Here is a 21,772-nt window from a genome sequence, read left to right on the forward strand (position 1 = left end):
AGCCGCCACCTTCGCTCCATAACCGTCAGATTGAGTGCCACGAATTGATGATGTGACGGCGTTCACCGTGGTCCCTCTTGTCCCATCCCGAGCACGGTTCTATCGTCTGGATGTATCGAGTCGATACATCAGCTCGACATAGCGGGCCCGGAGGAGAGGGGAGGCGGGGAATGAGCAGACGCTCAGGCGTCCTGGAGTTCGCCGTCCTCGGCCTGCTGCGCGAGTCGCCGATGCACGGATACGAGCTGCGGAAGCGGCTCAACACCTCACTCGGGGTGTTCCGCGCGTTCAGCTACGGCAGCCTCTATCCCTGCCTCAAGACGCTGGTCGCCAACGGCTGGTTGATCGAGGAATCCGGCAGCGCCTCCCAGGACGCTCTCGCGGCGCCCCTCTCCGGCCGCCGGGCGAAGATCGTCTACCGGCTCACGGCGGCGGGGAAGGAGCGGTTCGAGGAGCTGCTCTCCCACACCGGGCCGGACGCCTGGGAGGACGAGCACTTCGGCGTTCGGTTCGCCTTCTTCGGCCAGACGTCACGAGACGTTCGGATGCGGGTGCTGGAGGGGCGGCGCAGCCGCCTGGAGGAGCGCCTGGACAAGATGCGCGCCGCCATGGCCCGCACCCGCGAGCGCCTGGACGACTACACCCTCGAGCTGCAGCGACACGGTATGGAGTCGGTGGAGCGCGAGGTGCGCTGGTTGAACGAGCTGATCGAGAGCGAGCGGGCCGGACGCGATCGGCGCGACGGCACCGCCGGGCAGGACCGGACGACCGAGCGGGACGAGGACCGGCCGCCACAGCAGGACCAGTCAGAAGATGCGGACGGCCCGCCCCGGCACCGGGGTGGTTCCCGGCCGGATCCGTCCGATGACACCGCCAAGTGAGGCCCGGCATCCGCGGGGCCTCGTCCAGTACACACAGGGAGCAACCGGAATGGGTTCGGTTCGTGTAGCCATCGTCGGCGTGGGCAACTGCGCCGCCTCGCTGGTGCAGGGCGTCGAGTACTACAAGGACGCCGACCCGGACACCCGCGTGCCGGGTCTGATGCACGTGCAGTTCGGCGACTACCACGTGAAGGACGTGGAGTTCGTGGCCGCCTTCGACGTGGACGCGAAGAAGGTCGGCCTGGACCTCGCGGACGCCATCGGCGCCAGCGAGAACAACACCATCAAGATCTGCGACGTGCCGACGACCGGTGTCACGGTCCAGCGCGGCCACACGCTCGACGGACTCGGCAAGTACTACCGCCAGACCATCGACGAGTCCGACGAGACCCCGGTCGATGTCGTCCAGGTCCTCAAGGACAAGCGGGTCGACGTTCTGGTCTGCTACCTCCCGGTCGGCTCCGAGGACGCCGCCAAGTACTACGCCCAGTGCGCCATCGACGCGAAGGTCGCCTTCGTCAACGCGCTCCCGGTCTTCATCGCCGGCACCAAGGAGTGGGCGGACAAGTTCACCGAGGCCGGGGTACCGATCGTCGGTGACGACATCAAGTCGCAGGTCGGCGCGACCATCACGCACCGCGTGATGGCCAAGCTGTTCGAGGACCGGGGCGTCATCCTGGACCGCACCATGCAGCTGAACGTCGGCGGCAACATGGACTTCAAGAACATGCTCGAGCGGGAGCGCCTGGAGTCCAAGAAGATCTCCAAGACCCAGGCCGTCACCTCGCAGATCCCCGACCGCGAGCTGGGCGCCGACAACGTCCACATCGGCCCCTCGGACTACGTGGCCTGGCTGGACGACCGCAAGTGGGCCTATGTCCGCCTGGAGGGCCGCGCGTTCGGCGACGTCCCGCTGAACCTGGAGTACAAGCTCGAGGTGTGGGACTCCCCGAACTCCGCGGGTGTCATCATCGACGCGCTGCGCGCCGCCAAGATCGCCAAGGACCGCGGCATCGGCGGCCCGATCCTCTCGGCCTCCTCGTACTTCATGAAGTCGCCGCCGGTGCAGTACTTCGACAACGAGGCGCGGGAGAACGTGGAGAAGTTCATCAGGGGCGAGGTCGAGCGCTGAAGCGCCATGCGCTGATTCCCGCCGCGTGATCACGGGCCTCCGGGTAATACACCCGGAGGCCCGTGTGGTGTGTGAGGCTGACGCCATGCCTGTTGTGCGTGATCTCCGCGTACTGCTGCAACTGCGGGACTTCCGCCGCCTCCTGGCCATCCGGCTGCTGTCCCAGTCGGCCGACGGCGTCTACCAGGTGGCGCTCGCCACCTATGTGGTCTTCTCCCCGGAGAAGGAGACCTCCGCCGCGGCCATCGCCTCCGCCATGGCCGTTCTACTGCTCCCCTATTCCCTGCTGGGCCCCTTCGCCGGAGTGCTGCTGGACCGCTGGCGCCGGCGGCAGGTGCTGCTCTACGGCAATCTGCTGCGCTCGGGGCTGGCCGCCGGAACCGCCGTGCTGGTGCTGGGCCAGGTGCCGGAGTGGCTCTTCTACGTCTCGGCCCTGTCGGTGACGGCCGTCAACCGCTTTGTGCTGGCCGGGCTTTCGGCGGCCCTGCCCCGGGTCGTGGACAGCCAGGAGCGTCTGGTCATGGCCAACTCCCTCTCGCCCACCGCCGGAACGCTCGCCGCCACGGCAGGGGGCAGCCTCGCCTTCATCGTCCGGCTGTCGGGCCCGGGAGGCACCTCCTCGGACGCGCTGGTGGTCCTGGTGGGCGCCGCGCTCTATCTCATCGCCGGGCTCACGGCCCTGCTGATGGCACCGGGTCTGCTGGGGCCGGATCCCGCGGCCCTTCAGCCCCGTCTCTCCGCGGCCCTGATGAGCACCGCGCGGGGTCTGGTCGCGGGCGTACGCCATCTTCTGGAGCGCCGGGATCCCACCGTGGCGCTGACCGCGATGACGCTGATGCGCTTCTGCTACGGCGCGCTCACGGTGACGGTGCTGATGCTCTGCCGCTACGCATGGGCCGACACCGAGTCCCAGGGGCTCGCGCTGCTGGGGCTGGCCGTCGGCGTCTCGGGCGCGGGCTTCTTCGCGGCGGCGGTGATCACACCGTGGGCGGTGGCCCGGCTCGGGGCCCGTACGCCCTCCCGGCCGGACGGCCGACTCTCCTGGGTGATGGTGTGCGCGGGGAGCGCGACCCTCCTGGAGCCGGGGCTCGGGCTGCCCTTCGAGCCCGCTCCCATGCTGATCGCCGCGTTCATCCTCGGGCTGGTCACCCAGGGCGCGAAGATCGCCACCGACACCGTGGTGCAGTCCGCCATCGCCGATGACTTCCGCGGGCGGATCTTCTCCCTCTATGACGTGCTGTTCAATGTCGCCTTCGTGGGAGCCGCGGCGGTCGCCGCGGTGATACTGCCACCGGACGGCAGGTCGGCCGCACTGCTGATCTGTGTGGCGCTGCTCTACGCGGCCACCGCACTCCTGGTGAGGTTTCACGTGAAACATGACCGACGGAGCGCCAAGCGGGTCGATGTTTCACGTGAAACGTGAGGGAGCGGGGGCTCAGCCCTCCGGCTGAGCTTCCCACCACTCCTGGAGCGCGGCGATCGCGGCGTCCCGCTCCATCGGGCCGTGCTCCAGCCGCAGCTCCAGCAGATGCTTGTACGCCTTGCCGACCTGCGGCCCCGGGGGGATGCCGAGGATCTTCATGATCTCGTTGCCGTCCAGATCCGGGCGGATCGCATCCAGTTCTTCCTGCTCCTGCAGCCGGGCGATGCGCTCCTCGAGGCCGTCGTACGCACGCGAGAGCGCCATCGCCTTCCGCCGATTGCGCGTGGTGCAGTCCGAGCGGGTCAGCTTGTGCAGCCGGTCCAGCAGCGGCCCGGCGTCACGGACATAGCGGCGGACCGCGGAGTCGGTCCATTCCCCCGTGCCATAGCCGTGAAAGCGCAGATGCAGCTCGACCAGGCGGGAGACATCCTTGATCAGCTCATTGGAGTACTTGAGCTTCGTCATCCGGTACTTGGTCATCTTCGCCCCCACCACCTCGTGGTGGTGGAAGGAGACCCGGCCGTCCTTCTCGAAGCGGCGCGTCTTGGGCTTGCCGATGTCATGCAGCAGCGCGGCCAGCCGCAGCGTCAGATCGGGGCCCTCGGTCTCCAGGTCGATGGCCTGGTCCAGCACCGTCAGCGAGTGCTCATAGACATCCTTGTGGCGGTGGTGCTCATCGCGCTCCAGGCGCAGCGCCGGAAGCTCCGGCAGGACGCGGTCGGCGAGCCCCGTCTCCACCAGCAGCCGCAGCCCCTTGCGGGGGTGGTCGGACAGGACGAGCTTGTTGAGCTCATCACGCACCCGCTCCGCCGAGACGATGTCGATGCGCTCGGCCATCGCCGTCATCGCGGCGACCACCTCGGGGGCCACCTCGAAGTCGAGCTGCGCCGCGAAGCGCGCGGCACGCATCATCCGCAGCGGATCGTCGGAGAAGGACTCCTCGGGCGTCCCCGGGGTGCGCAGCACCCGGGCGGCGAGATCTTCCAGACCGTGGTGCGGGTCGATGAACTCCTTCTGTGGAAGCGCCACCGCCATCGCGTTGACCGTGAAGTCCCGACGGACCAGGTCCTCCTCGATGGAGTCGCCGTACGACACCTCGGGCTTCCGAGATGTCCGGTCATAGGCTTCTGACCGATAAGTGGTGATTTCGATCTGGAAGCTTTGATCCGACCCGCTTCCGGGGGACATGCCCTTGCGGCAGCCGACCGTACCGAAGGCGATGCCGACGTCCCAGACCGCGTCCGCCCAGGGCCGTACGATCTTCAGTACCTCCTCCGGCCGCGCGTCCGTGGTGAAATCCAGATCGTTACCGAGCCGGCCGAGCAGCGCGTCCCGTACCGAGCCGCCGACCAGGGCCAGGCGGAAACCGGCCTGCTGGAAACGACGGGCAAGATCGTCGGCAACGGGAGAGACCCGCAGGAGTTCGCCCACGGCGCGGCGCTGCACCTGGCTGAGCTCGTTGGGCGACTGCGGGGATCGGCTGTCATTGTTGGCGTTCGGCACAACAGAACAGGGTACGTGGCCGCGCGCCCCCGAGAGTCCACCCCCGAGGGGGGCCACCACTGCGTAACGATCTTGTGGAGCCCTCCACAGCACTTCGTCACAGCGGGCATCGTTACCATTCCGTGGACGCACATTGCGACGACCACTGACGACCTACTGACGACAAGGGACGGGCGAGCGCGTGGCCGATGCGGCAGACCTCCGGGGGACAACTTCCGCTCGTGCCCGGCGATGGTTGCGGCGCACGGCGGCCCTGCTGGCCGCGGCGCCGATGCTCGCGGGCCTGGCACAGATTCCGGCGGCACCCGCCGCCCACGCCGAGAGCAAGGCCACCGGCTCGCGATCGGTGGACGTCTCCATCACCTCACTGACCCCCACCGCGCCGAAGAAGAGCGACACCCTCACCGTCAGCGGCACCGTCACCAACGACACCAAGGGCACGGTCTCGGGGGCCCGGGTGGGTCTCCGGGTCGGCCCGACCATGAACGGCCGCAGCGCGATCGACACCACCGCCCACCGCACCGGCTATACGGAGGGGCTCGACGGCACCGAGATCGACCGCAAATACGCCAAGAAGATCGGCAAGCTGCCGGCCGGCACCAGCCGTGACTTCTCCCTCTCCATACCGGTGGATCAGTTGCACCTGGGGGAGAACGGCGTCTATCAGCTCGGCGTCTCGCTGACCGGTGGCACCTCCCATCAGCCCTGGCCGCAGGTGCTGGGCATCGAGCGGACCTTCCTGCCCTGGCAGTCGGGCCCGTCCCAGAAGAAGTCCCAGCTCACCTATCTGTGGCCGCTGATCTCCGCCACCCATGTGACCGCCCGCACGGACAACGACGAGGACCGCACCCCGATCTTCCGGGACGACCGCCTGGCCAAGGAGCTGGCCCCGGGCGGCCGGCTGCAGCAGATGGTCGCCCTGGGGAAGAACCTCCCCATCACCTGGGTGATCGACCCCGACCTGCTCGCCACGGTCGACGCGATGACGAAGAACTACGAGGTCCAGAATCCCTCGGGCAAGGGGACCAGGGCGGGCCACGGCCAGACCGTCGCCAAGCAGTGGCTGGACGCCCTCCAGAAGGCCGTGGAGGGCAAGCAGGTGGTCGCGCTGCCGTTCGCCGACCCCGACCTCGCCTCGCTCGCCCACCGAGGTAAGAACGTCACCGGCGCCCTCAGCCACCTCCAGGGCGCCACCGAGCTCGCCTCGACGACCGTGGAGACCATCCTCGGGGTACGGCCGCGCACGGACTTCGCCTGGCCCGTCGAGGGCGCGGTCGACTCCTCGATCGTGGACGTCGCCACCTCCGCGGGCGCACACAACGTCATCGCCCGCAGCGACAGCCTGCGCGAGACCGGCGGGCTCTCCTACACCCCCACCGCGGCCCGGCAGATCGGCGGCGGCAATACGGCGGTGGTCTCCGACGCACGGCTGTCGACGGCCTTCACCGGCGACATGTCCAAGGCGGAGAACTCCACCCTCGCCATCCAGCGATTCCTGGCCCAGAGCCAGATGATCAACCTCCAGGCGCCGGACAAGCAGCGCAGCATCGTGGTCGCCCCCCAGCGGACGCCCACCACCAGCCAGGCGCAGGCGATGGCGGCGGCCCTGGAGGGGCTCTCCGGGCAGTGGACCCAGCCACTGAGCCTGGGGCAGGCCGCGAAGGCCAAGCCCGACCCGAACGCCACCCAGCGGGTGCCGAGCGCCCGCTCGTACCCCCGGGCGCTGCGCGCGCGGGAGCTGCCCATCGAGGCGTTCAACAGCATCCAGGAGACCCAGAAGACCCTGGACAATTTCGAGCCGATCCTGACCGCCAAATACCGGGTGGTCACCCCCTTCGGGAACGCGATCAGGCGCGAGATGTCGACCTCATGGCGCAGCGAGGCGCAGAACGCGACCGGCTTCCGGCACGACGTACAGACCTATCTCTCTGGGCTCACCAATAAGGTGCGCCTGGTCCCGAAGTCGAACATGACCCTCTCCGGGCGCAGCGCGACCGTCCCGGTGACCGTCCAGAACAACCTGGTGCAGAGCGTCGAGCTGCGGCTCGTCCTGCGCTCCCAGCAGGGCAACCGGCTGGCGGTCGGCGACCCCCAGCTGGTCAATGTGGAGGGCGGCCACAGCCAGTCCGTGAAGTTCGGCACCACGGCCAACGCGAACGGCCCGGTGTGGGTCTCGGCGCAGCTCTACACCCCGGACGGGCAGCCGTACGGCGACGAGATGATGTTCGAGGTGAATGTCACCGAAATCACGTCGACCGTGATTCTGGTGATCGCCGGCGGTGTGCTGCTGCTCGTCCTCGCCGGTGTCCGGATCTACATCCAGCGCAAGCGCGCGGCCGCCAGGGGCGGTGAGGACGGCGGGGACGGGGAAGACGCCGAGGAGGCGCACGGGCAGGATGAGGACGACAGCGAGGCCCCGGAGACCGATCGGTGTGACCGCGCACACGCCCTCGTGCCCGAGCAGCCGAGTGACCCGGCGCCGGACACCGGATCGCAAAGCGGTGGCCCGTCCGGCTCGGGTGAGAAAGTGGACCATTGAGCAATTGCCGGGGCCGGTGGGCCGCAGTGGACGATGAGGTGGGGTAGCGATGAACGCGCCGTATGACGGTGATGGCCGAGTGCCACCGCCGCCGCAGCCGTCCCCTCACGGCCCCCACGACCCTTACGGACAGGAACCGCACCAGCGGGATCCGTATCTGGGCGACGCCCACCAGGTGCCCCCGGCCGATCCGCGCCAGTCCTACGGCCAGCAGTACTACGCACCGGATCCGTACCTGGACGATTCGTACGCGACGGGCAGCTTCACGCCCTACCCGTATCCGACGCAGGATCGCTACGCCCACGATCCGCTGACGGACCCCCTGTACGACCGCCGCTCCTCCCACGCACCGCAGCAGGACGGCTACCAGCAGCAGTACTACCAGCAGCCACCCACGCCGCAGGGCCCCGACCCGCGCGTCTGGTCCCCCGAGGCCTCCGCCGGCCACCAGGGCGCGGTACAGCAGCCGTACCCCGCCGATCAGGCGGGCCAGGGCTATCCGGGGGCCGGCGACGGCTACGGGGTGGGGGAGCAGCCGCAGCGGGACGCCTTCGCGCACCTCTACCGCGATCAGCAGCCCTATGAGCCCCGGCCCGGCCAGGGCCAGGGCTATCCACAGGGCCCGGAGGACCACCCCCAGGCCCAGGCGCCCGCTCAGGGGCAGGCGCCGGTCCCCGGGCCGTCCAGATCGGAGTCCGCCGGCGCGACGGCCGCCGCCCCCACGGTGGCCGCCCCGGTGGTGACCGCTCCCGCGGCCGACCCCGAACCGAAGACGCCCTCAGGGGGCAAGGGCCGCGCGTCCAGCGTGCTCCAGTCCAGCGCGCTGATGGCCGCGGGCACCCTGGTCTCCCGGCTCACCGGCTTCGTCCGGCAGATGGTGGTCCTCGCGGGACTCGGCGCGGCCACCCTCGGCTCCACCTACGCCCTCGCGTACACGCTGCCGACGATGGTGTACATCCTCACCATCGGCGGCGGTCTGAACTCCGTCTTCGTCCCCCAACTCGTGCGCGCGATGAAGGAGGACGACGACGGTGGCGAGGCATTCGCCAACCGGCTGCTCACCCTGGTCATGGTGGTGCTCGGCCTCCTGGTCGCGGTGACCGTCGTCGCCGCGCCGGTGCTGATCCGCGTGATGTCGCCGACCATCGCGGACAACCCCGCCGACAACGAGGTCGCGGTCACCTTCGCCCGCTACTGCCTGCCCACCATCTTCTTCATGGGCATTCACGTGGTGGTCGGCCAAATCCTCAACGCCCGGGGCCGGTTCGGGGCGATGATGTGGACACCCGTCCTGAACAACATCGTCATAATCTTCACCTTCGGCCTGTTCATCTGGGTCTTCGGCACCGCTGGCAGCTCCAAGATGGACACCACCACCATCACCGCCGAAGGCATCCGGCTGCTGGGCATGGGCACCCTGCTGGGCCTCGTCGTCCAGTCCCTGGCGATGTTCCCCTACCTGCGGGCCACCGGCTTCCGCTTCCGGCCGCGCTTCGACTGGCGCGGCCACGGCCTCGGCAAGGCCGCCAAGCTGGCCAAGTGGACGGTCCTGTTCGTCCTCGCCAACCAGGCCGGCGTGCTGGTCGTGACCCAGTTGTCCACCGCGGCGGGTGCCGAGGCCGAGAACCAGAACGCGCCGGGCATGAGCTTCGTCGGCTACTCCAGCGCCCAGCTCATCTGGGGCATGCCGCAGGCGATCATCACCGTCTCCGTCATGGCCTCCCTGCTACCCCGGATCTCCCGGGCGGCCCACGACGGGGACTCCGGAGCGGTCCGCGACGACATCTCGCAGGGGCTGCGCACCTCCGCGGTCGCCATCGTCCCGCTCGCCTTCGGCTTCATCGCCCTGGGCATCCCCATGTGCACGCTGCTGTTCGGCGCCTCCGGCACCGATGCGGCCGTCTCCATGGGCTACATCCTCATGGCGTTCAGCCTGGGCCTGATCCCCTTCTCCGTGCAGTACGTCGTCCTCCGCGGCTTCTACGCCTACGAGGACACCCGCACCCCCTTCTACAACACGGTGATCATCGCAGCCGTCAACGCCGCCGGATCCGGGCTCGCCTATCTCCTGCTCCCCGCCCGCTGGGCCGTCGCCGGTATGGCGGCCGCCTACGGCCTGGCCTACGCCATCGGCGTGGGTGTGGCCTGGAAGCGGCTGCGCAACCGGCTGGGCGGCGATCTGGACGGCCCCCGCGTCGTGCGCACCTACACCCGCCTCGTCGGCGCCAGCATCCCCGCCGCCCTCCTGGGCGGTGGCGCGGCCTACGCCATCATGCAGACCCTCGGAATGGGCGTCGCCGGCTCCGTAGCGGCTTTGCTGGGCGGCGGTCTCGTTCTTATCGCGGTCTTCTACATTGCTGCGAAACGGATGCGCGTTGATGAGCTGACGGCCATGGTCGGTATGGTGCGCGGACGACTCGGACGCTGATCATTGAGCACAACCATCGTCCGCCACCGTGTGTCGTGCATAGCGGCGGACTGTGGGCACAATTGTCTTGGCTCGGAGTAGGCGCAACGGATGGGGAGGCAGGAACGACGGTGGCGGAACGGAGCACGGCTGCCGTCGACGTGGCCGACAGCGGTGGAGAGGAGCCGCTGACCGCCGAGGCGGGTAAGGCCACGGCCGACGGGGCGGGGACGAAACAGAAGGTCGGCAAGGGGACAGAGGCCGCGGTCACCGACGATACGGGCGCCGCGGCCGAAGCGAACCCGCTCGAGCTGCACAGCGGTCACAAGTTGGCCAGACGCTACCGTCTGGAGGAGTGCGTCACCCGTCTGGACGGATTCAGCAGTTGGCGTGCCGTGGACGAGAAACTGCGGCGTGCCGTCGGGGTGCATGTCGTGCCCGCGGACCATCCGCGCGCCAGGTCGGTGCTCGCCGCCGCCCGTTCGGCGGCCCTGCTGGGCGATCCCCGCTTCGTCCAGGTCCTCGACGCCGTCGAGGAGAACGATCTCGTCTATGTCGTCCATGAGTGGCTTCCCGACGCCACCGAGCTCACCGCCGTGCTGGCCGCCGGGCCGCTCGAGCCGCACGACGCGTACCAACTGGTCAGCCAGGTCTCCCAGGCCATGGCCGCCGCCCACCGCGAGGGCCTGGCCCATCTGCGGCTGAACCCCGGCTCCGTACTGCGCACCGAGTCCGGTCAGTACCGCATCCGCGGACTGGCCGTCATGGCCGCCCTGCGTGGTATCAGCGTCGACCACCCCCAGCGCACCGACACCGAGGCGATCGGCGCACTGCTGTACGCGGCGCTCACGCAACGCTGGCCGTACGAGGCCGACGCCTACGGCCTCTCCGGGCTACCCAAGGGCGTGGGCCTGATCGCCCCCGACCAGGTCCGCGCGGGAGTGCACCGCGGTCTGTCCGAGCTCGCGATGCGCGCGCTGGTCAACGACGGGGCCACCGCGTCCCGTCAGGACCAGCCCTGCACCACCCCCGAGGAGCTGGCCAAGGCCGTCGCGGCGATGCCGCGCATCCGGCCGCCGGAGCCCGCCTTCACCCCTTCCCCGGCGTACCAGCGCACCACGTACCAGCAGGGTGTGTACGGCCAGCAGCCGAACCGCGGCGGCACCGCGCACCCGGCCCCTCCGGCCGCTCCCGTGCCGCCTCCGCCGCCGCTGCAGAGCCGCACGGGCAAGGCCCTCAAGTGGACCGTCTCCGCCCTTCTGATCGCCGCTCTCGGCCTCGGCAGCTGGCAGCTCGCGGACACCCTCCTCAAGGAGGAGAACAAGTCCAGCCCGGGCAAGTCCACCGGTGAGAAGGACAACGGCAAGAGCGTGAAGCCCGTGGGCAAGCCGCTCAGCATCGAGAGCGCCACGGAGTTCTCGCCGCTGGACGCGCCTTTCGCCCCGGACAAGGTCGATGGTGCCGTCGACGGCGATACGGACACCGCCTGGGTGACCAAGGAGTTCTACAACTACCCGAACTTCGGTAACCTGCCCAACCGCAAGCAGGGCAGCGGCATCATCGTCGACCTCGGCAGCGCCAAAAAGGTCGCGAGCCTCGATATCGACTTCTACAGCGCCGGCCAGAAGGTGGAAGTCCTCGCCGCCGATCCCTCCGCCTCCGACCCCACCTCACTCAGCGCCTTCTCCAAGCACCTCACCGATCTGAAGAGCGTCGGGAAGAAGCTGTCCACCGTTCTCGACAAGCCGGTACGGACGCGATACGTCCTGGTCCACATCACGGAACTTCCGACCAGCACCGCTGATCGCTACCGTGGCGGCATCTCGGAGATCAAGGTCAAGGGCTGACCCTCTACGGTCGGCCGAGAGGGGAGGGGCTCAACGTTGGACGACGCCACCATCGGCGGAGCGAGCGACGGCGAGCTCCTCGCCCGGCACGTCGACGGCGATCCGGACGCCTTCAGCGAAATAGTGCGGCGCCACCGCGACAGACTCTGGGCGGTGGCGCTGCGCACTCTCGGCGACCGTGAGGAAGCGGCCGACGCGGTCCAGGACGCGCTCGTCTCCGCCTATCGCGCTGCCCACACCTTCCGGGGCCAGTCCGCCGTGACCACGTGGCTGCACCGCATCACGGTCAACGCCTGTCTGGACCGGGCCCGCAAGGCCGCCTCCCGTCGCACCTCCCCCGTCGACGACACCGAGCGGCTCGAGCAACTTCTGGAACCCCATGAGTCAGCCGCCGCCCCCGCCGAGCGAGGCGATCTCCACCGCGAACTGCTGCGGGCGCTGCGCACCCTTCCCCCCGAGCAGCGCGCGGCCCTGGTGCTGGTCGATATGCAGGGCTACCCCGTCGCGGAGGCTGCGAAGGTGCTGGACGTTCCCACCGGCACCGTGAAGAGCCGCTGCGCCCGGGGCCGCGCGCGACTGCTGCCCCTCCTCTCACATCTCCATCCCAGTGGGAGGGGTAGCTCACCCTCGGGCAGGGGAAGGAACCGGACGCAGGGGACGTCCGTCCCACCGACGGCAGGACCGAACGACACAGATGCCGTGAAGGGCGGAGGTGGGCGAGCGTGACATCCTCGACGGACACGGAAGAGCACCCTGAGGTCGCGGAGATCTCCGCACTCACCGAGGGTCTGCTCTCTCCGTCCCGCGCCGTCGATGTGCGCACTCACCTCGCGAGCTGCGTGCTGTGTGCGGACGTATGGGAGTCCCTGGACGAGATTCGCTCCCTGCTCGGAACTCTCCCCGGGCCGGTGCGGATGCCCGCCGATGTCGCGGGCCGCATCGACGCGGCGCTGGCCGCCGAAGCGCTCCTCGACGCGACCGCCCCCGAGCGCGTGGCCGATGTTTCACGTGAAACTCCGGATCCGGACGCCGCGCCCACGCCTGTTTCACGTGAAACAGCCGATGACGCCTCCAGCACCCCCGACTCCGACGACACCGTGGAGCCCACGACCAAGCCGTCCATCGGGGCGGACCGGCCCGCCGGGCGCCCGCGTGGGGCCACCGGGCCAGGACGGGGGGCCACCGGACCCGGCACCCGCCCCGGCCGCGCCCGCCGCTGGCGCAAGGCCGTCCTCGGCGGCGCATGCGCCGCGGCGGTGATCGGCATCGGCTCCTTCTTCTTCCAGAGCGGCTCCTCCGGCGATCACAAGGACAGCGACCCTCAGGCGCACGCCAGCCAGAGCTCCAGCGGGAACTCCGCCCTCTCCTCGGGCACGCTCAAGGACCGCGTGCACGCGCTGCTCGCCGACCGGAAGTCCACCGCGTCGAACGGCGTCACCGGGCAGGGCAACTCACCCGATGTGCCGCTGCGCGCCAATAACGACCCTGAGGTGCCGTCCTGTGTGCAGAGCGGCACCGGCCGCAAGGAGCCGGCTCTCGCGGCGCAGCAGGACACCTACGACGGCCAGAGCGCCTATATCGTCGTCCTCCCACACCCCTCCGACAGCTCGCTCGTCGATGCCTTCGTGATCGACGCGTCCTGCGTCTCGGCGTCCCCGACGACCCCCGGGGAGCTTCTGGTGACCCGGACCTATCCGCGTCGCTGAGGCACACCGCACACAGGGGCCCTGCCTGACAGCGCTCGGGAATGCCTGACCCGTAGGATCCGTTGGGTGGGGTGGCAGCGGAATTCCGGGGGAACCCGGGGCCGCCCGCCCAGTCAGCAGTCCGGCAGTCGGCAGAGACAAGGAAGACATCCGTGAGCGACGTCCGCAACGTGATCATCATCGGTTCCGGGCCCGCGGGCTATACGGCCGCGCTCTACACCGCCCGCGCTTCCTTGAAGCCGCTGGTCTTCGAAGGCTCCGTGACCGCGGGTGGTGCCCTGATGAACACCACCGATGTGGAGAACTTCCCCGGCTTCCGGGACGGGATCATGGGCCCCGACCTGATGGACAACATGCGGGCCCAGGCCGAGCGCTTCGGCGCCGAGCTCGTTCCGGACGACGTGACCGCGGTCGACCTCGGTGAGCCGATCAAGACCGTCACCGACTCCGCCGGTACGGTCCACCGGGCCAAGACCGTCATCGTGGCCACCGGCTCTCAGCACCGCAAGCTGGGGCTGCCGCGCGAGGACGAGCTCTCCGGCCGCGGCGTCTCCTGGTGTGCCACCTGTGACGGGTTCTTCTTCAAGGACCAGGACATCGCCGTCATCGGCGGCGGCGACACGGCCCTGGAGGAGGCGACCTTCCTGTCGCGGTTCGCCAAGTCGGTCACGGTGGTCCACCGCCGGGACACCCTGCGCGCCAGCAAGGCGATGCAGGAGCGGGCGTTCGCAGACCCGAAGATCTCGTTCATCTGGGACAGCGTGGTCGAGGAGATCCACGGCGACGGCAAGCTCTCCGGTCTCACGATCCGCGACGTCAAGAAGGACGAGACCGCCGAGCTGCCGGTCACCGGACTGTTCATCGCGATCGGCCACGACCCGCGCACCGAGCTGTTCAAGGGCCAACTAGGCCTGGACGACGACGGGTACCTGAAGGTGGACGCGCCCACCACCCGGACCAACCTGCCCGGTGTCTTCGCCGCCGGCGATGTGGTGGACCACACCTATCGTCAGGCGATCACCGCGGCCGGCACCGGTTGCTCGGCGGCGCTGGACGCCGAGCGGTACCTCGCCTCGCTGGGCCAGGGCGACGCCACCGTCTGACTCCGCTTCCCACCTCTGCACCAACTCACTAAGGAGATTCCCATGGCCGGTGCCACGGTCACCGTGACGGACGCCGACTTCGAGGAGAAGGTCCTCAAGAGCGACAAGCCGGTACTCGTCGACTTCTGGGCCGCCTGGTGCGGTCCGTGCCGCCAGATCGCCCCCTCCCTGGAGGCCATCGCGGCCGAGCACCCCGACAAGATCGTCATCGCCAAGCTCAACATCGACGAGAACCCGGCGACGGCCGCCAAGTACGGCGTGATGTCCATCCCGACGCTCAATGTCTACCAGGGTGGCGAGGTCGCCAAGACCATCGTCGGCGCCAAGCCCAAGGCTGCCATCGAGCGCGACCTGGCCGACTTCATCGGCTGAGCGCACCACGCGTCGCCCTCAAACACGAAGGGGCTGCCCATCGGGGCAGCCCCTTCGTGTTTCACGTGGAACCCGCTACAGCGGTGTTTCACGTGGAACCCGCTACAGCGGCCGCAGCGCGGGCTCCTTCTGGACGGCGCCGAGCAGCCGGTCCAGCGCCAGCTCGACATCCTCCTTCCAGGAGATCGTCGTCCTCAGCTCCAGCCTCAGCCGGGGATAGCGAGGATGCGGCCGTACGGTCTTGAAGCCCACCGCCAGCAGATGATCGGCGGGCAGCACACACGCCGGTTCCTTCCAGGTGGCGTCCCCGAACGCCTCCACCGCCTTGAAGCCTCGGCGGATCAGATCCTTGGCGACGGTCTGCACCATGACCCGGCCCAGCCCCTGCCCCTGATATCCGGGCATCAGCCACGCCGTCATCAGCTGGACGGCGTCCGCCGCGACCGGACTGGTCGGGAAGGCCGTGGAGCGCGGTACATACGCCGGAGGCGCGTACAGCACAAAGCCCACCGGGACCTCATCGACATAGACCACCCGGCCGCAGGATCCCCACTCCAGCAGAACGGCGGAGATCCATGCCTCCTTCTCCAGCTCCGGCCGGCCGGCCCTTACGGCTGCTTCGCCGCTGACCGGATCGAGCTCCCAGAAGACACAGGCGCGGCAGCGCTTGGGGATGTCCGGGAGGTTGTCCAGCGTGAGCGGTACGAGCCGACGCCCCATGAAGCCAGTCCTTCACTTCCGTGGCCAGCCGCGCCACGGGCGGCTGACAGCGCACTACGCTCCCTGAGCAGACTGCCGACGAAACCGCCGACAGCTCCCAGGCCCAATCCTGTGGCCAACAGTCCGGTGCGGCTCACCGATCGCATGGCCCTGCCCTCCACATGCGGCGCCTCCACATGGATCCGCCCTACCTGATCGCATCGTATCCGTGCCGAGATTGCACCGATACCGCCCTTGGGCAAACAGCGGGTCGCGTTCCGACCATGTCGGAACGCGACCCGCCCCGCGCTGCCCTTCCGTACGGCATGACCGCACGGGCAGCGCCTCACTCGTCCTCGTCCGCCGCTCCGCTCTCGGAGGAGAGCGGCTGCTCCAGCACCGGCCCCTCGCCGGGGGCCAGCGTGCCGAGGATCCGCTCCAGATCCTCTATCGAGGCGAACTCGACGACGATCTTTCCCTTCTTCTGACCGAGGTCGACCTTCACCCGCGTCTCGAACCGATCGGAGAGACGTGAGGCCAGATCCGTGAGCGCGGGGGACACCCTCGCACCCGCCCTCGGGCTCTTGGGCTTGGCCGTACCGCCCGATCGCGATCCCATCAGGGTGACGATCTCCTCCACCGCACGCACCGAGAGCCCCTCGGCGACGATGCGATGGGCCAGTCGGTCCTGCTCCTCCGGGTCGTCCACGGAGAGCAGCGCCCGGGCATGGCCCGCGGAGAGGACCCCGGCGGCCACCCTGCGCTGGACGGACGGGGAGAGCTTCAGCAGCCGCAGCGTATTGGAGACCTGCGGACGCGAGCGCCCGATGCGGTCGGCCAGTTCGTCATGCGTGCAGTTGAAGTCCTTCAGCAACTGGTCGTACGCCGCCGCCTCTTCCAGCGGGTTCAGCTGGGCCCGGTGGAGGTTCTCCAGCAGCGCGTCCAGCAGGAGCTTCTCGTCATCGGTGGCCCGGACGATCGCGGGGATCTTCTCCAGCCCGGCCTCACGACAGGCCCGCCAGCGGCGCTCGCCCATGATGAGCTCATAGCGCTCCGGCGCCAACTGCCGTACGACGACGGGCTGGAGGAGACCGACCTCCTGGATCGAGGTGACCAGTTCGGCGAGCGCGTCCTCGTCGAAGACCTCACGGGGCTGCCGCGGGTTGGGGGTGATGAAGTCCAGCGGCAGCTCGGCGAAGTGGGCCCCGGCCACCTCCTCCGGCATCGCCTCCGGGGCGGCGGTCTCGGGCTCCTGCTCCCGCGGCGCGGGCTCGGTTTCCTGTGGAACGGTCTGCGTGGCCAGTCCGGCCACCTTGGCCGCCGCCACTCCGCGCTCCTGGGTGAGCACCGGGACCGCGGTCGGTGAGGTGGTGGCCCCGGTCGTCGTGACCGCTCCCGCCCCCGCCGAGGATGCGGCGTTGTCCGCCCCCTTCGGCGCGGGAGGGATCAGGGCACCGAGCCCACGGCCCAGTCCTCTGCGTCGCTCACTCACTGAATCCCCTCCTGCATGCTGCTGTGCTGGTCGTGCTGGCTGAGCTCGGGCAAGGCATGAGCGTGCTGGGTGTCGTAGTGCACGCCGACACCTCTGAGGGCGATCTCGCGGGCCGCCTCCAGATAGGAGAGCGCCCCACTCGACCCCGGGTCATAGGTGAGGACGGTCTGCCCATAGCTGGGGGCCTCGGAGATGCGCACCGATCGGGGAATACTCGTCCGGAGCACCTCACCGCCGAAGTGGCTCCGCACCTCGTCGGCGACCTGGGAGGCCAGCCGGGTGCGACCGTCGTACATGGTGAGAAGGATCGTCGAGACATGGAGCTTGGGGTTGAGATGGCCCCGCACCAGATCGACATTCCTCAGCAGCTGCCCCAGCCCCTCCAGCGCGTAGTACTCGCACTGGATCGGGATCAGCACTTCCGCGCCGGCCACCAGCGCATTGACCGTCAGCAGGCCCAGCGAGGGCGGGCAGTCGATGAGGATGTAGTCCAGCGGCTGCTCATACGCCTCGATGGCCCGCTCAAGTCGGCTCTCCCTGGCCACCAGAGAGACCAACTCGATCTCGGCACCGGCGAGATCGATCGTGGCCGGAGCACAGAACAGGCCCTCCACATCCGGGACCGGCTGCACCACATCGGACAGCGGCTTGCTGTCGACCAGTACGTCATAGATCGATGGAACCTCGGCGTGGTGGTCGATCCCCAGCGCCGTCGAGGCATTGCCCTGTGGGTCGAGGTCGATCACCAGCACACGACCACCGTGCAGGGCGAGCGAGGCGGCCAGGTTGACCGTGGTCGTGGTCTTCCCGACCCCGCCCTTCTGGTTGGCGACCACGATCACCCGGGTCTGCTCCGGCCTGGGCAGCCCCTCACCGGCGCGTCCCAGGGCTTCGACCGCCAGTTGAGCGGCACGACCGATAGGGGTGTCGTCCATCGGAGGCGGCGTTTCACGTGAAACATCCTCCCCCGGCGATTCGGTACGGGGGCCGGGGACCGGATCGGTCATCGGCCCCGCGATGTTGGCGTCGGACCGCAAGGATTCACTCTCCTCGACATCAGGCTCGCGATATGCAGAGCCTGCCATGCTTTTGGGGTCGTGAACCAGCGAGGCCCGTTCTCCTGTGGATGAATCCACGTTCACACGGGGTCGGCGGTCGCGGGGCAAGGCCGCCGCACGACCGCGACTGATGATTCCATGCAGCAGAGAGCGACGTTTCACGTGAAACACGATGCACGGGAGGCCTCGTCAATGGGTCGCGACACTCCGGTATGTGTAGTTTTGCCAGCTTGTATGGAGCAATGCCCTTGATTCAGGGCCGACGGCGCGGCGACCGGCGAGCCGCCTTGGCCCGCTTCGCCGCGAAGCGCACACCCCCGGGGCTCTCCCCGACCTCGACCCGCACCACCGTGGACGGCGGGTCCACCACTCCCTCACCGACATGCAGCACCGAGGTCCCCACCACGCCCAGCTTGCCCAGCGCGGCCCGGGCCTGCTTCAGCTCCTCCTCGGCGGTGTCGCCCTTCAGCAGCAGCATCTCGCCGTACGGGCGCAGCAGCGGAACCCCCCAGCCGGCCAGCCGGTCCAGCGGGGCCACCGCCCGAGCCGTCACCACATGCATCGGGGTCAGCTTGCCGAGGACCTCCTCGGCGCGACCGCGCACCACCGTCACATGCTCCAGCCCCAGCAGCTCCACCACTTCCCGCAGAAAGTTGGTCCGGCGCAGCAAGGGCTCCAGCAGCGTGATCCGGAGATCGGGACGGGTCAGGGCGAGCGGGATACCGGGGAGCCCGGCCCCCGACCCCACATCGCAGACGGTGACCCCCTCGGGCACCACTTCGGAGAGCACGGCGCAGTTCAGCAGATGCCGCTCCCACAGCCGCGGCACCTCACGCGGGCCGATCAGCCCGCGGGTCACTCCCACATCGGCCAGCAGCTCGCCATAGCGGACGGCCTCCGGGAAACGGTCACCGAATACGTCCCTTGCCTCGGGGGGCGCCGGGGGGAGCTCCGCTGCTTCCGTCACGGGGACCGTCCTTCCGTACCGAACACTGTGCTGAACGATGATGTAAGGCTGACAAGATTCGGCCCCGTCTGCGTGCAGACGGGGCCGTGTGGATCACGAGGCGGAACCGCTTCAGACCGGAAGCACGACCACGCAGCGCTGCGGCTCCTCGCCCTCGGACTCACTGCGCAGCCCGGCGGCGGCCACGGCGTCGTGCACCACCTTCCGCTCGAAGGGCGTCATCGCCTTGAGCTTCACCGGCTGACCGGTGCCCTTCGCCTCCTCGGCCGCCTTGGTACCCAGCTCGGTCAGCTCGGCGCGCTTACGGGCCCGGTATCCGGCGATGTCGAGCATCAGCCGGCTGCGGTCGCCGGTCTCCCGGTGCACCGCGAGGCGAGTCAGCTCCTGAAGGGCCTCCAGCACCTCGCCATCGCGGCCGACCAGCTTCTGCAGATCACGGCTGGTCGAGTCGCTGATGATCGACACCGCTGCGCGATCGGCCTCGACGTCCATGTCGATGTCGCCGTCGAGGTCCGCGATGTCCAGCAGCCCCTCGAGGTAGTCGGCCGCGATCTCCCCTTCCTGCTCAAGGCGGGTCAGGGTGTCGACACCCTCGGCTGCCGGGGTGGTGCCTTCCGTCACGGATGGACTCCTTCGTTACTTCTTGGACGGGTGCTTGGGGCGCTGCTGGCCCTTTCGCTGGCCGGACTTCGTGCCACGGGAGGAGCCGGAAGCCGAGCCGCCGCCGGCCGGCTTACCGCCCTGCGCGCCCTTCTTCTGCCCCGCGCCCTGCTTCTCGGCGGGCTTGTCCTCGGTGGACTTCGCCGTGGAGGCCGAGGAGGCCGGCTGCGAGCTGGCCTTGCTGTGGCCGGTCGTGGAGCGCTGCGCCTTGGTCTGGCGCTTGGGCTGCTGACGGTTGGCACGCGCCGTCTCGACCGCCTGCTTCGCGGCGACCTCGGCCGGCTCCTCCTTCAGCTTGCCCTTGGCCCGCAGCCGCTCCTGGCGGGCCTTGAAGGCGAGGCTGCCCGGGGTCGGGTTCCGGCGGATGACGAACATCTGCTGGCCCAGGGTCCAGACGTTGGTGGTCAGCCAGTAGACGAGGACACCGACGGGGAAGTTGATGCCGAAGACGGCGAACATGACCGGGAAGACGTACATCAGCATCTTCTGCTGCTGCATGAACGGCGTCTTCACCGTGAGGTCGACGTTCTTGGTCATCAGCTGGCGCTGGGTGAAGAACTGCGAGGCCGACATCAGGACGATCATGGTGATGGTCACGATGCGGACGTCGGTCAGCGAGGCGCCGAGGGATTCGACCTTCGAGGCCGAGTCCATGAACTTCACCGACAGCGGAGCGCCGAAGATGTGGGCGTTACGGGCGCTGTCCAGCAGCGACTGGTCGATGACACCGACCGTCCTGTTGTTCGCGATGTGGTTGAGCACCTGGTACAGCGAGATGAAGAACGGCGACTGCGCGAGGATCGGCAGACAGCTCGAGAGCGGGTTGGTACCCGTCTCCTTGTAGAGCTTCATCATCTCTTCGGACTGGCGCTGCCGGTCGCTCTTGTAGCGCTCCTGGATCGCCTTCATCTTGGGCTGGAGCGCCTGCATGTTCCGCGTCGACTTGATCTGCTTGACGAAGAGCGGGATCAGGCAGATCCGGATCAGCACCACCAGCGAAACGATGGACAGACCCCACGCCCAGCCACTGTCCCGATCGAAGATCAAGCTGTAGAACGAGTGGAACTGGACGATGATCCAGGAAACTACGTCATAAAGAGGACCGAGGATCGTGTCCACGAATCAGGCTCCTTGGGCTTTGGGCTGGGTCTCGGGCTGTGCGGCAGGCTCCACAGCCGGATGCCCGCCGAGGCGGTTCCGCAGCCGCTGGTGCCACACCGGACGCTTCCGGGGCGGGACGTGGTCGACGCCACCGAGTGACCATGGGTTGCAGCGCAGGATGCGCCAGGCCGTCAGCGCCGTTCCTTTCACCGCGCCGTGCCGGTTGATGGCCGTATAGCCATAGTGCGAGCACGACGGGTAGTACTTGCAGACCGGTCCCAGCATCGGGCTGATGGTCCACTGGTACAGCTTGATCAACCACAGCAGCGGGTACTTCATCGCGGCACCCCTCCCAGTAGCCGCTGCACTGCCGTGTCGAGATCGCGGGCCAGCTGGTCGTGACCCGCCTCACCCGCGCCGGGCAGCGCCCGTACGACCACAAGGCTACCTGCGGGAAATCGGTCGATGCGGTCCCGCATCAGATGGCGCAGTCTCCGCTTCACCAGATTGCGGACGACGGCACCGCCGATCGCCTTGCTCACGACGAAACCCGCACGCGCCGGAGGAGCACTCTCCCCGGATGCGTGCGGGTCCGTATCACCGCTGGTGAGGCCGGTGCGAAGATGCACGACAAGGAGCGGGCGCCCGGCCCTGCGTCCTCGGCGTACCGCGGCCGCGAAGTCCTCGCGCCGCCTCAGCCGATGTTCGGTAGGCAGCACGTCATGGACCTTGGGTCAGGCTGCTCAGGCCGACAGGCGGGCGCGACCCTTGCTACGGCGGGACGCGAGGATCGCGCGGCCGGCACGGGTGCGCATACGCAGCCGGAAGCCGTGGGTCTTCGCGCGGCGACGGTTGTTCGGCTGGAAGGTGCGCTTGCTCACT

Annotated in this window: 20 protein-coding genes; 10 read left to right on the forward strand and 10 right to left on the reverse strand. The window is 68.9% G+C overall.

The window, feature by feature from the left end; genetic code table 11:
* Positions 1-170: 170 nt before the first annotated feature.
* From IEJ02_RS36455 to IEJ02_RS36465, 3 genes are all read left to right on the forward strand, one after another.
* On the forward strand, positions 171-881 hold the full coding sequence (locus IEJ02_RS36455; RefSeq protein WP_191068711.1) for a PadR family transcriptional regulator: 711 nt from the start codon (positions 171-173) through the stop codon (positions 879-881).
* A gap of 49 nt (positions 882-930) precedes the next feature.
* Positions 931-2,013: an inositol-3-phosphate synthase gene (locus IEJ02_RS36460; protein ID WP_191068712.1), complete on the forward strand. Its 1,083-nt coding sequence runs from the start codon at positions 931-933 to the stop codon at positions 2,011-2,013.
* 85 nt (positions 2,014-2,098) lie between these two features.
* Positions 2,099-3,436, forward strand: a complete 1,338-nt coding sequence (locus tag IEJ02_RS36465) for an MFS transporter (protein WP_191068713.1) — start codon at positions 2,099-2,101, stop codon at positions 3,434-3,436.
* Between the two features lie 12 nt (positions 3,437-3,448).
* Here IEJ02_RS36465 and IEJ02_RS36470 read toward each other — a convergent pair whose 3' ends face one another.
* Entirely contained in the window at positions 3,449-4,939 is a 1,491-nt protein-coding gene (locus IEJ02_RS36470) for a CCA tRNA nucleotidyltransferase (RefSeq protein WP_191068714.1), read from the reverse strand.
* Between the two features lie 181 nt (positions 4,940-5,120).
* Here IEJ02_RS36470 and IEJ02_RS36475 point away from each other — a divergent pair, with 181 nt between their 5' ends.
* The 7 genes from IEJ02_RS36475 (at position 5,121) to trxA (ending at position 14,913) form a co-directional block, all read left to right on the forward strand.
* Complete coding sequence (locus tag IEJ02_RS36475; RefSeq protein WP_191068715.1) at positions 5,121-7,478, forward strand: DUF6049 family protein; 2,358 nt, start codon at positions 5,121-5,123, stop codon at positions 7,476-7,478.
* A 49-nt stretch (positions 7,479-7,527) separates the two neighbouring features.
* Complete coding sequence (gene murJ / locus IEJ02_RS36480) at positions 7,528-9,906, forward strand: murein biosynthesis integral membrane protein MurJ (protein ID WP_191068716.1); 2,379 nt, start codon at positions 7,528-7,530, stop codon at positions 9,904-9,906.
* Positions 9,907-10,016: 110 nt separating this feature from the next.
* The gene (locus IEJ02_RS36485; RefSeq protein ID WP_191068717.1) at positions 10,017-11,732 is read left to right on the forward strand and encodes a protein kinase family protein; all 1,716 of its coding nucleotides are present in this window, start codon (positions 10,017-10,019) and stop codon (positions 11,730-11,732) included.
* A gap of 36 nt (positions 11,733-11,768) precedes the next feature.
* Positions 11,769-12,458 carry an RNA polymerase sigma factor SigM gene (gene sigM, locus IEJ02_RS36490; protein ID WP_191068718.1) on the forward strand — a complete coding sequence of 230 codons (690 nt, stop codon included), beginning with the start codon at positions 11,769-11,771 and terminating at the stop codon, positions 12,456-12,458.
* The gene (locus IEJ02_RS36495) at positions 12,455-13,438 is read left to right on the forward strand and encodes an RsmA family anti-sigma factor (RefSeq protein ID WP_191068719.1); all 984 of its coding nucleotides are present in this window, start codon (positions 12,455-12,457) and stop codon (positions 13,436-13,438) included. The genes sigM and IEJ02_RS36495 overlap by 4 nt, the downstream gene beginning before the upstream one ends.
* 152 nt (positions 13,439-13,590) lie before the next feature.
* Positions 13,591-14,541, forward strand: a complete 951-nt coding sequence (trxB, locus tag IEJ02_RS36500) for a thioredoxin-disulfide reductase (RefSeq protein WP_191068720.1) — start codon at positions 13,591-13,593, stop codon at positions 14,539-14,541.
* Positions 14,542-14,583: 42 nt separating this feature from the next.
* Positions 14,584-14,913 (forward strand): thioredoxin, encoded by a 330-nt coding sequence (trxA, locus tag IEJ02_RS36505; protein ID WP_014061966.1) that lies wholly within the window; start codon positions 14,584-14,586, stop codon positions 14,911-14,913.
* A gap of 102 nt (positions 14,914-15,015) precedes the next feature.
* Here trxA and IEJ02_RS36510 read toward each other — a convergent pair whose 3' ends face one another.
* The 9 genes from IEJ02_RS36510 to rpmH all read right to left on the reverse strand — a co-directional run bounded on the left by IEJ02_RS36510 (position 15,016) and on the right by rpmH (position 21,771).
* On the reverse strand, positions 15,016-15,633 hold the full coding sequence (locus IEJ02_RS36510) for a GNAT family N-acetyltransferase (RefSeq protein WP_037954609.1): 618 nt from the start codon (positions 15,631-15,633) through the stop codon (positions 15,016-15,018).
* A 325-nt stretch (positions 15,634-15,958) separates the two neighbouring features.
* Positions 15,959-17,104, reverse strand: coding sequence for a ParB/RepB/Spo0J family partition protein (locus IEJ02_RS36515; RefSeq protein ID WP_191068721.1), 1,146 nt, complete (start codon positions 17,102-17,104; stop codon positions 15,959-15,961).
* Entirely contained in the window at positions 17,101-18,189 is a 1,089-nt protein-coding gene (locus IEJ02_RS36520) for a ParA family protein (protein WP_191068722.1), read from the reverse strand. The genes IEJ02_RS36515 and IEJ02_RS36520 overlap by 4 nt, the downstream gene beginning before the upstream one ends.
* Positions 18,190-18,415: 226 nt before the next feature.
* The gene (rsmG, locus tag IEJ02_RS36525; RefSeq protein WP_037954600.1) at positions 18,416-19,129 is read right to left on the reverse strand and encodes a 16S rRNA (guanine(527)-N(7))-methyltransferase RsmG; all 714 of its coding nucleotides are present in this window, start codon (positions 19,127-19,129) and stop codon (positions 18,416-18,418) included.
* Positions 19,130-19,240: 111 nt separating this feature from the next.
* Entirely contained in the window at positions 19,241-19,750 is a 510-nt protein-coding gene (locus tag IEJ02_RS36530) for a Jag family protein (protein ID WP_020869968.1), read from the reverse strand.
* Between the two features lie 15 nt (positions 19,751-19,765).
* Entirely contained in the window at positions 19,766-20,908 is a 1,143-nt protein-coding gene (gene yidC, locus IEJ02_RS36535; RefSeq protein WP_191068723.1) for a membrane protein insertase YidC, read from the reverse strand.
* A gap of 3 nt (positions 20,909-20,911) precedes the next feature.
* Positions 20,912-21,229: a membrane protein insertion efficiency factor YidD gene (gene yidD / locus IEJ02_RS36540; protein WP_020869966.1), complete on the reverse strand. Its 318-nt coding sequence runs from the start codon at positions 21,227-21,229 to the stop codon at positions 20,912-20,914.
* Positions 21,226-21,609, reverse strand: coding sequence for a ribonuclease P protein component (gene rnpA, locus IEJ02_RS36545; RefSeq protein WP_037954594.1), 384 nt, complete (start codon positions 21,607-21,609; stop codon positions 21,226-21,228). Before rnpA ends, yidD begins: the two co-directional genes overlap by 4 nt.
* Positions 21,610-21,633: 24 nt before the next feature.
* Positions 21,634-21,771, reverse strand: a complete 138-nt coding sequence (rpmH, locus tag IEJ02_RS36550) for a 50S ribosomal protein L34 (RefSeq protein ID WP_003956500.1) — start codon at positions 21,769-21,771, stop codon at positions 21,634-21,636.
* Between the last annotated feature and the right edge of the window lies 1 nt (position 21,772).

Origin of the sequence: Streptomyces sp. 5-10, assembly GCF_014712245.1 — a bacterium.
Lineage (GTDB): Bacteria > Actinomycetota > Actinomycetes > Streptomycetales > Streptomycetaceae > Streptomyces > Streptomyces violaceusniger.

Coding starts and splice junctions, on each gene's coding strand:
- IEJ02_RS36520 (WP_191068722.1), bottom strand. CDS start 18,189: ATGGCAGGCTCTGCATATCGCGAGCCTGATGTCGAGGAGAGTGAATCC.
- murJ (WP_191068716.1), top strand. CDS start 7,528: ATGAACGCGCCGTATGACGGTGATGGCCGAGTGCCACCGCCGCCGCAG.
- IEJ02_RS36460 (WP_191068712.1), top strand. CDS start 931: ATGGGTTCGGTTCGTGTAGCCATCGTCGGCGTGGGCAACTGCGCCGCC.
- trxA (WP_014061966.1), top strand. CDS start 14,584: ATGGCCGGTGCCACGGTCACCGTGACGGACGCCGACTTCGAGGAGAAG.
- yidD (WP_020869966.1), bottom strand. CDS start 21,229: ATGAAGTACCCGCTGCTGTGGTTGATCAAGCTGTACCAGTGGACCATC.
- IEJ02_RS36455 (WP_191068711.1), top strand. CDS start 171: ATGAGCAGACGCTCAGGCGTCCTGGAGTTCGCCGTCCTCGGCCTGCTG.
- IEJ02_RS36510 (WP_037954609.1), bottom strand. CDS start 15,633: ATGGGGCGTCGGCTCGTACCGCTCACGCTGGACAACCTCCCGGACATC.
- IEJ02_RS36465 (WP_191068713.1), top strand. CDS start 2,099: ATGCCTGTTGTGCGTGATCTCCGCGTACTGCTGCAACTGCGGGACTTC.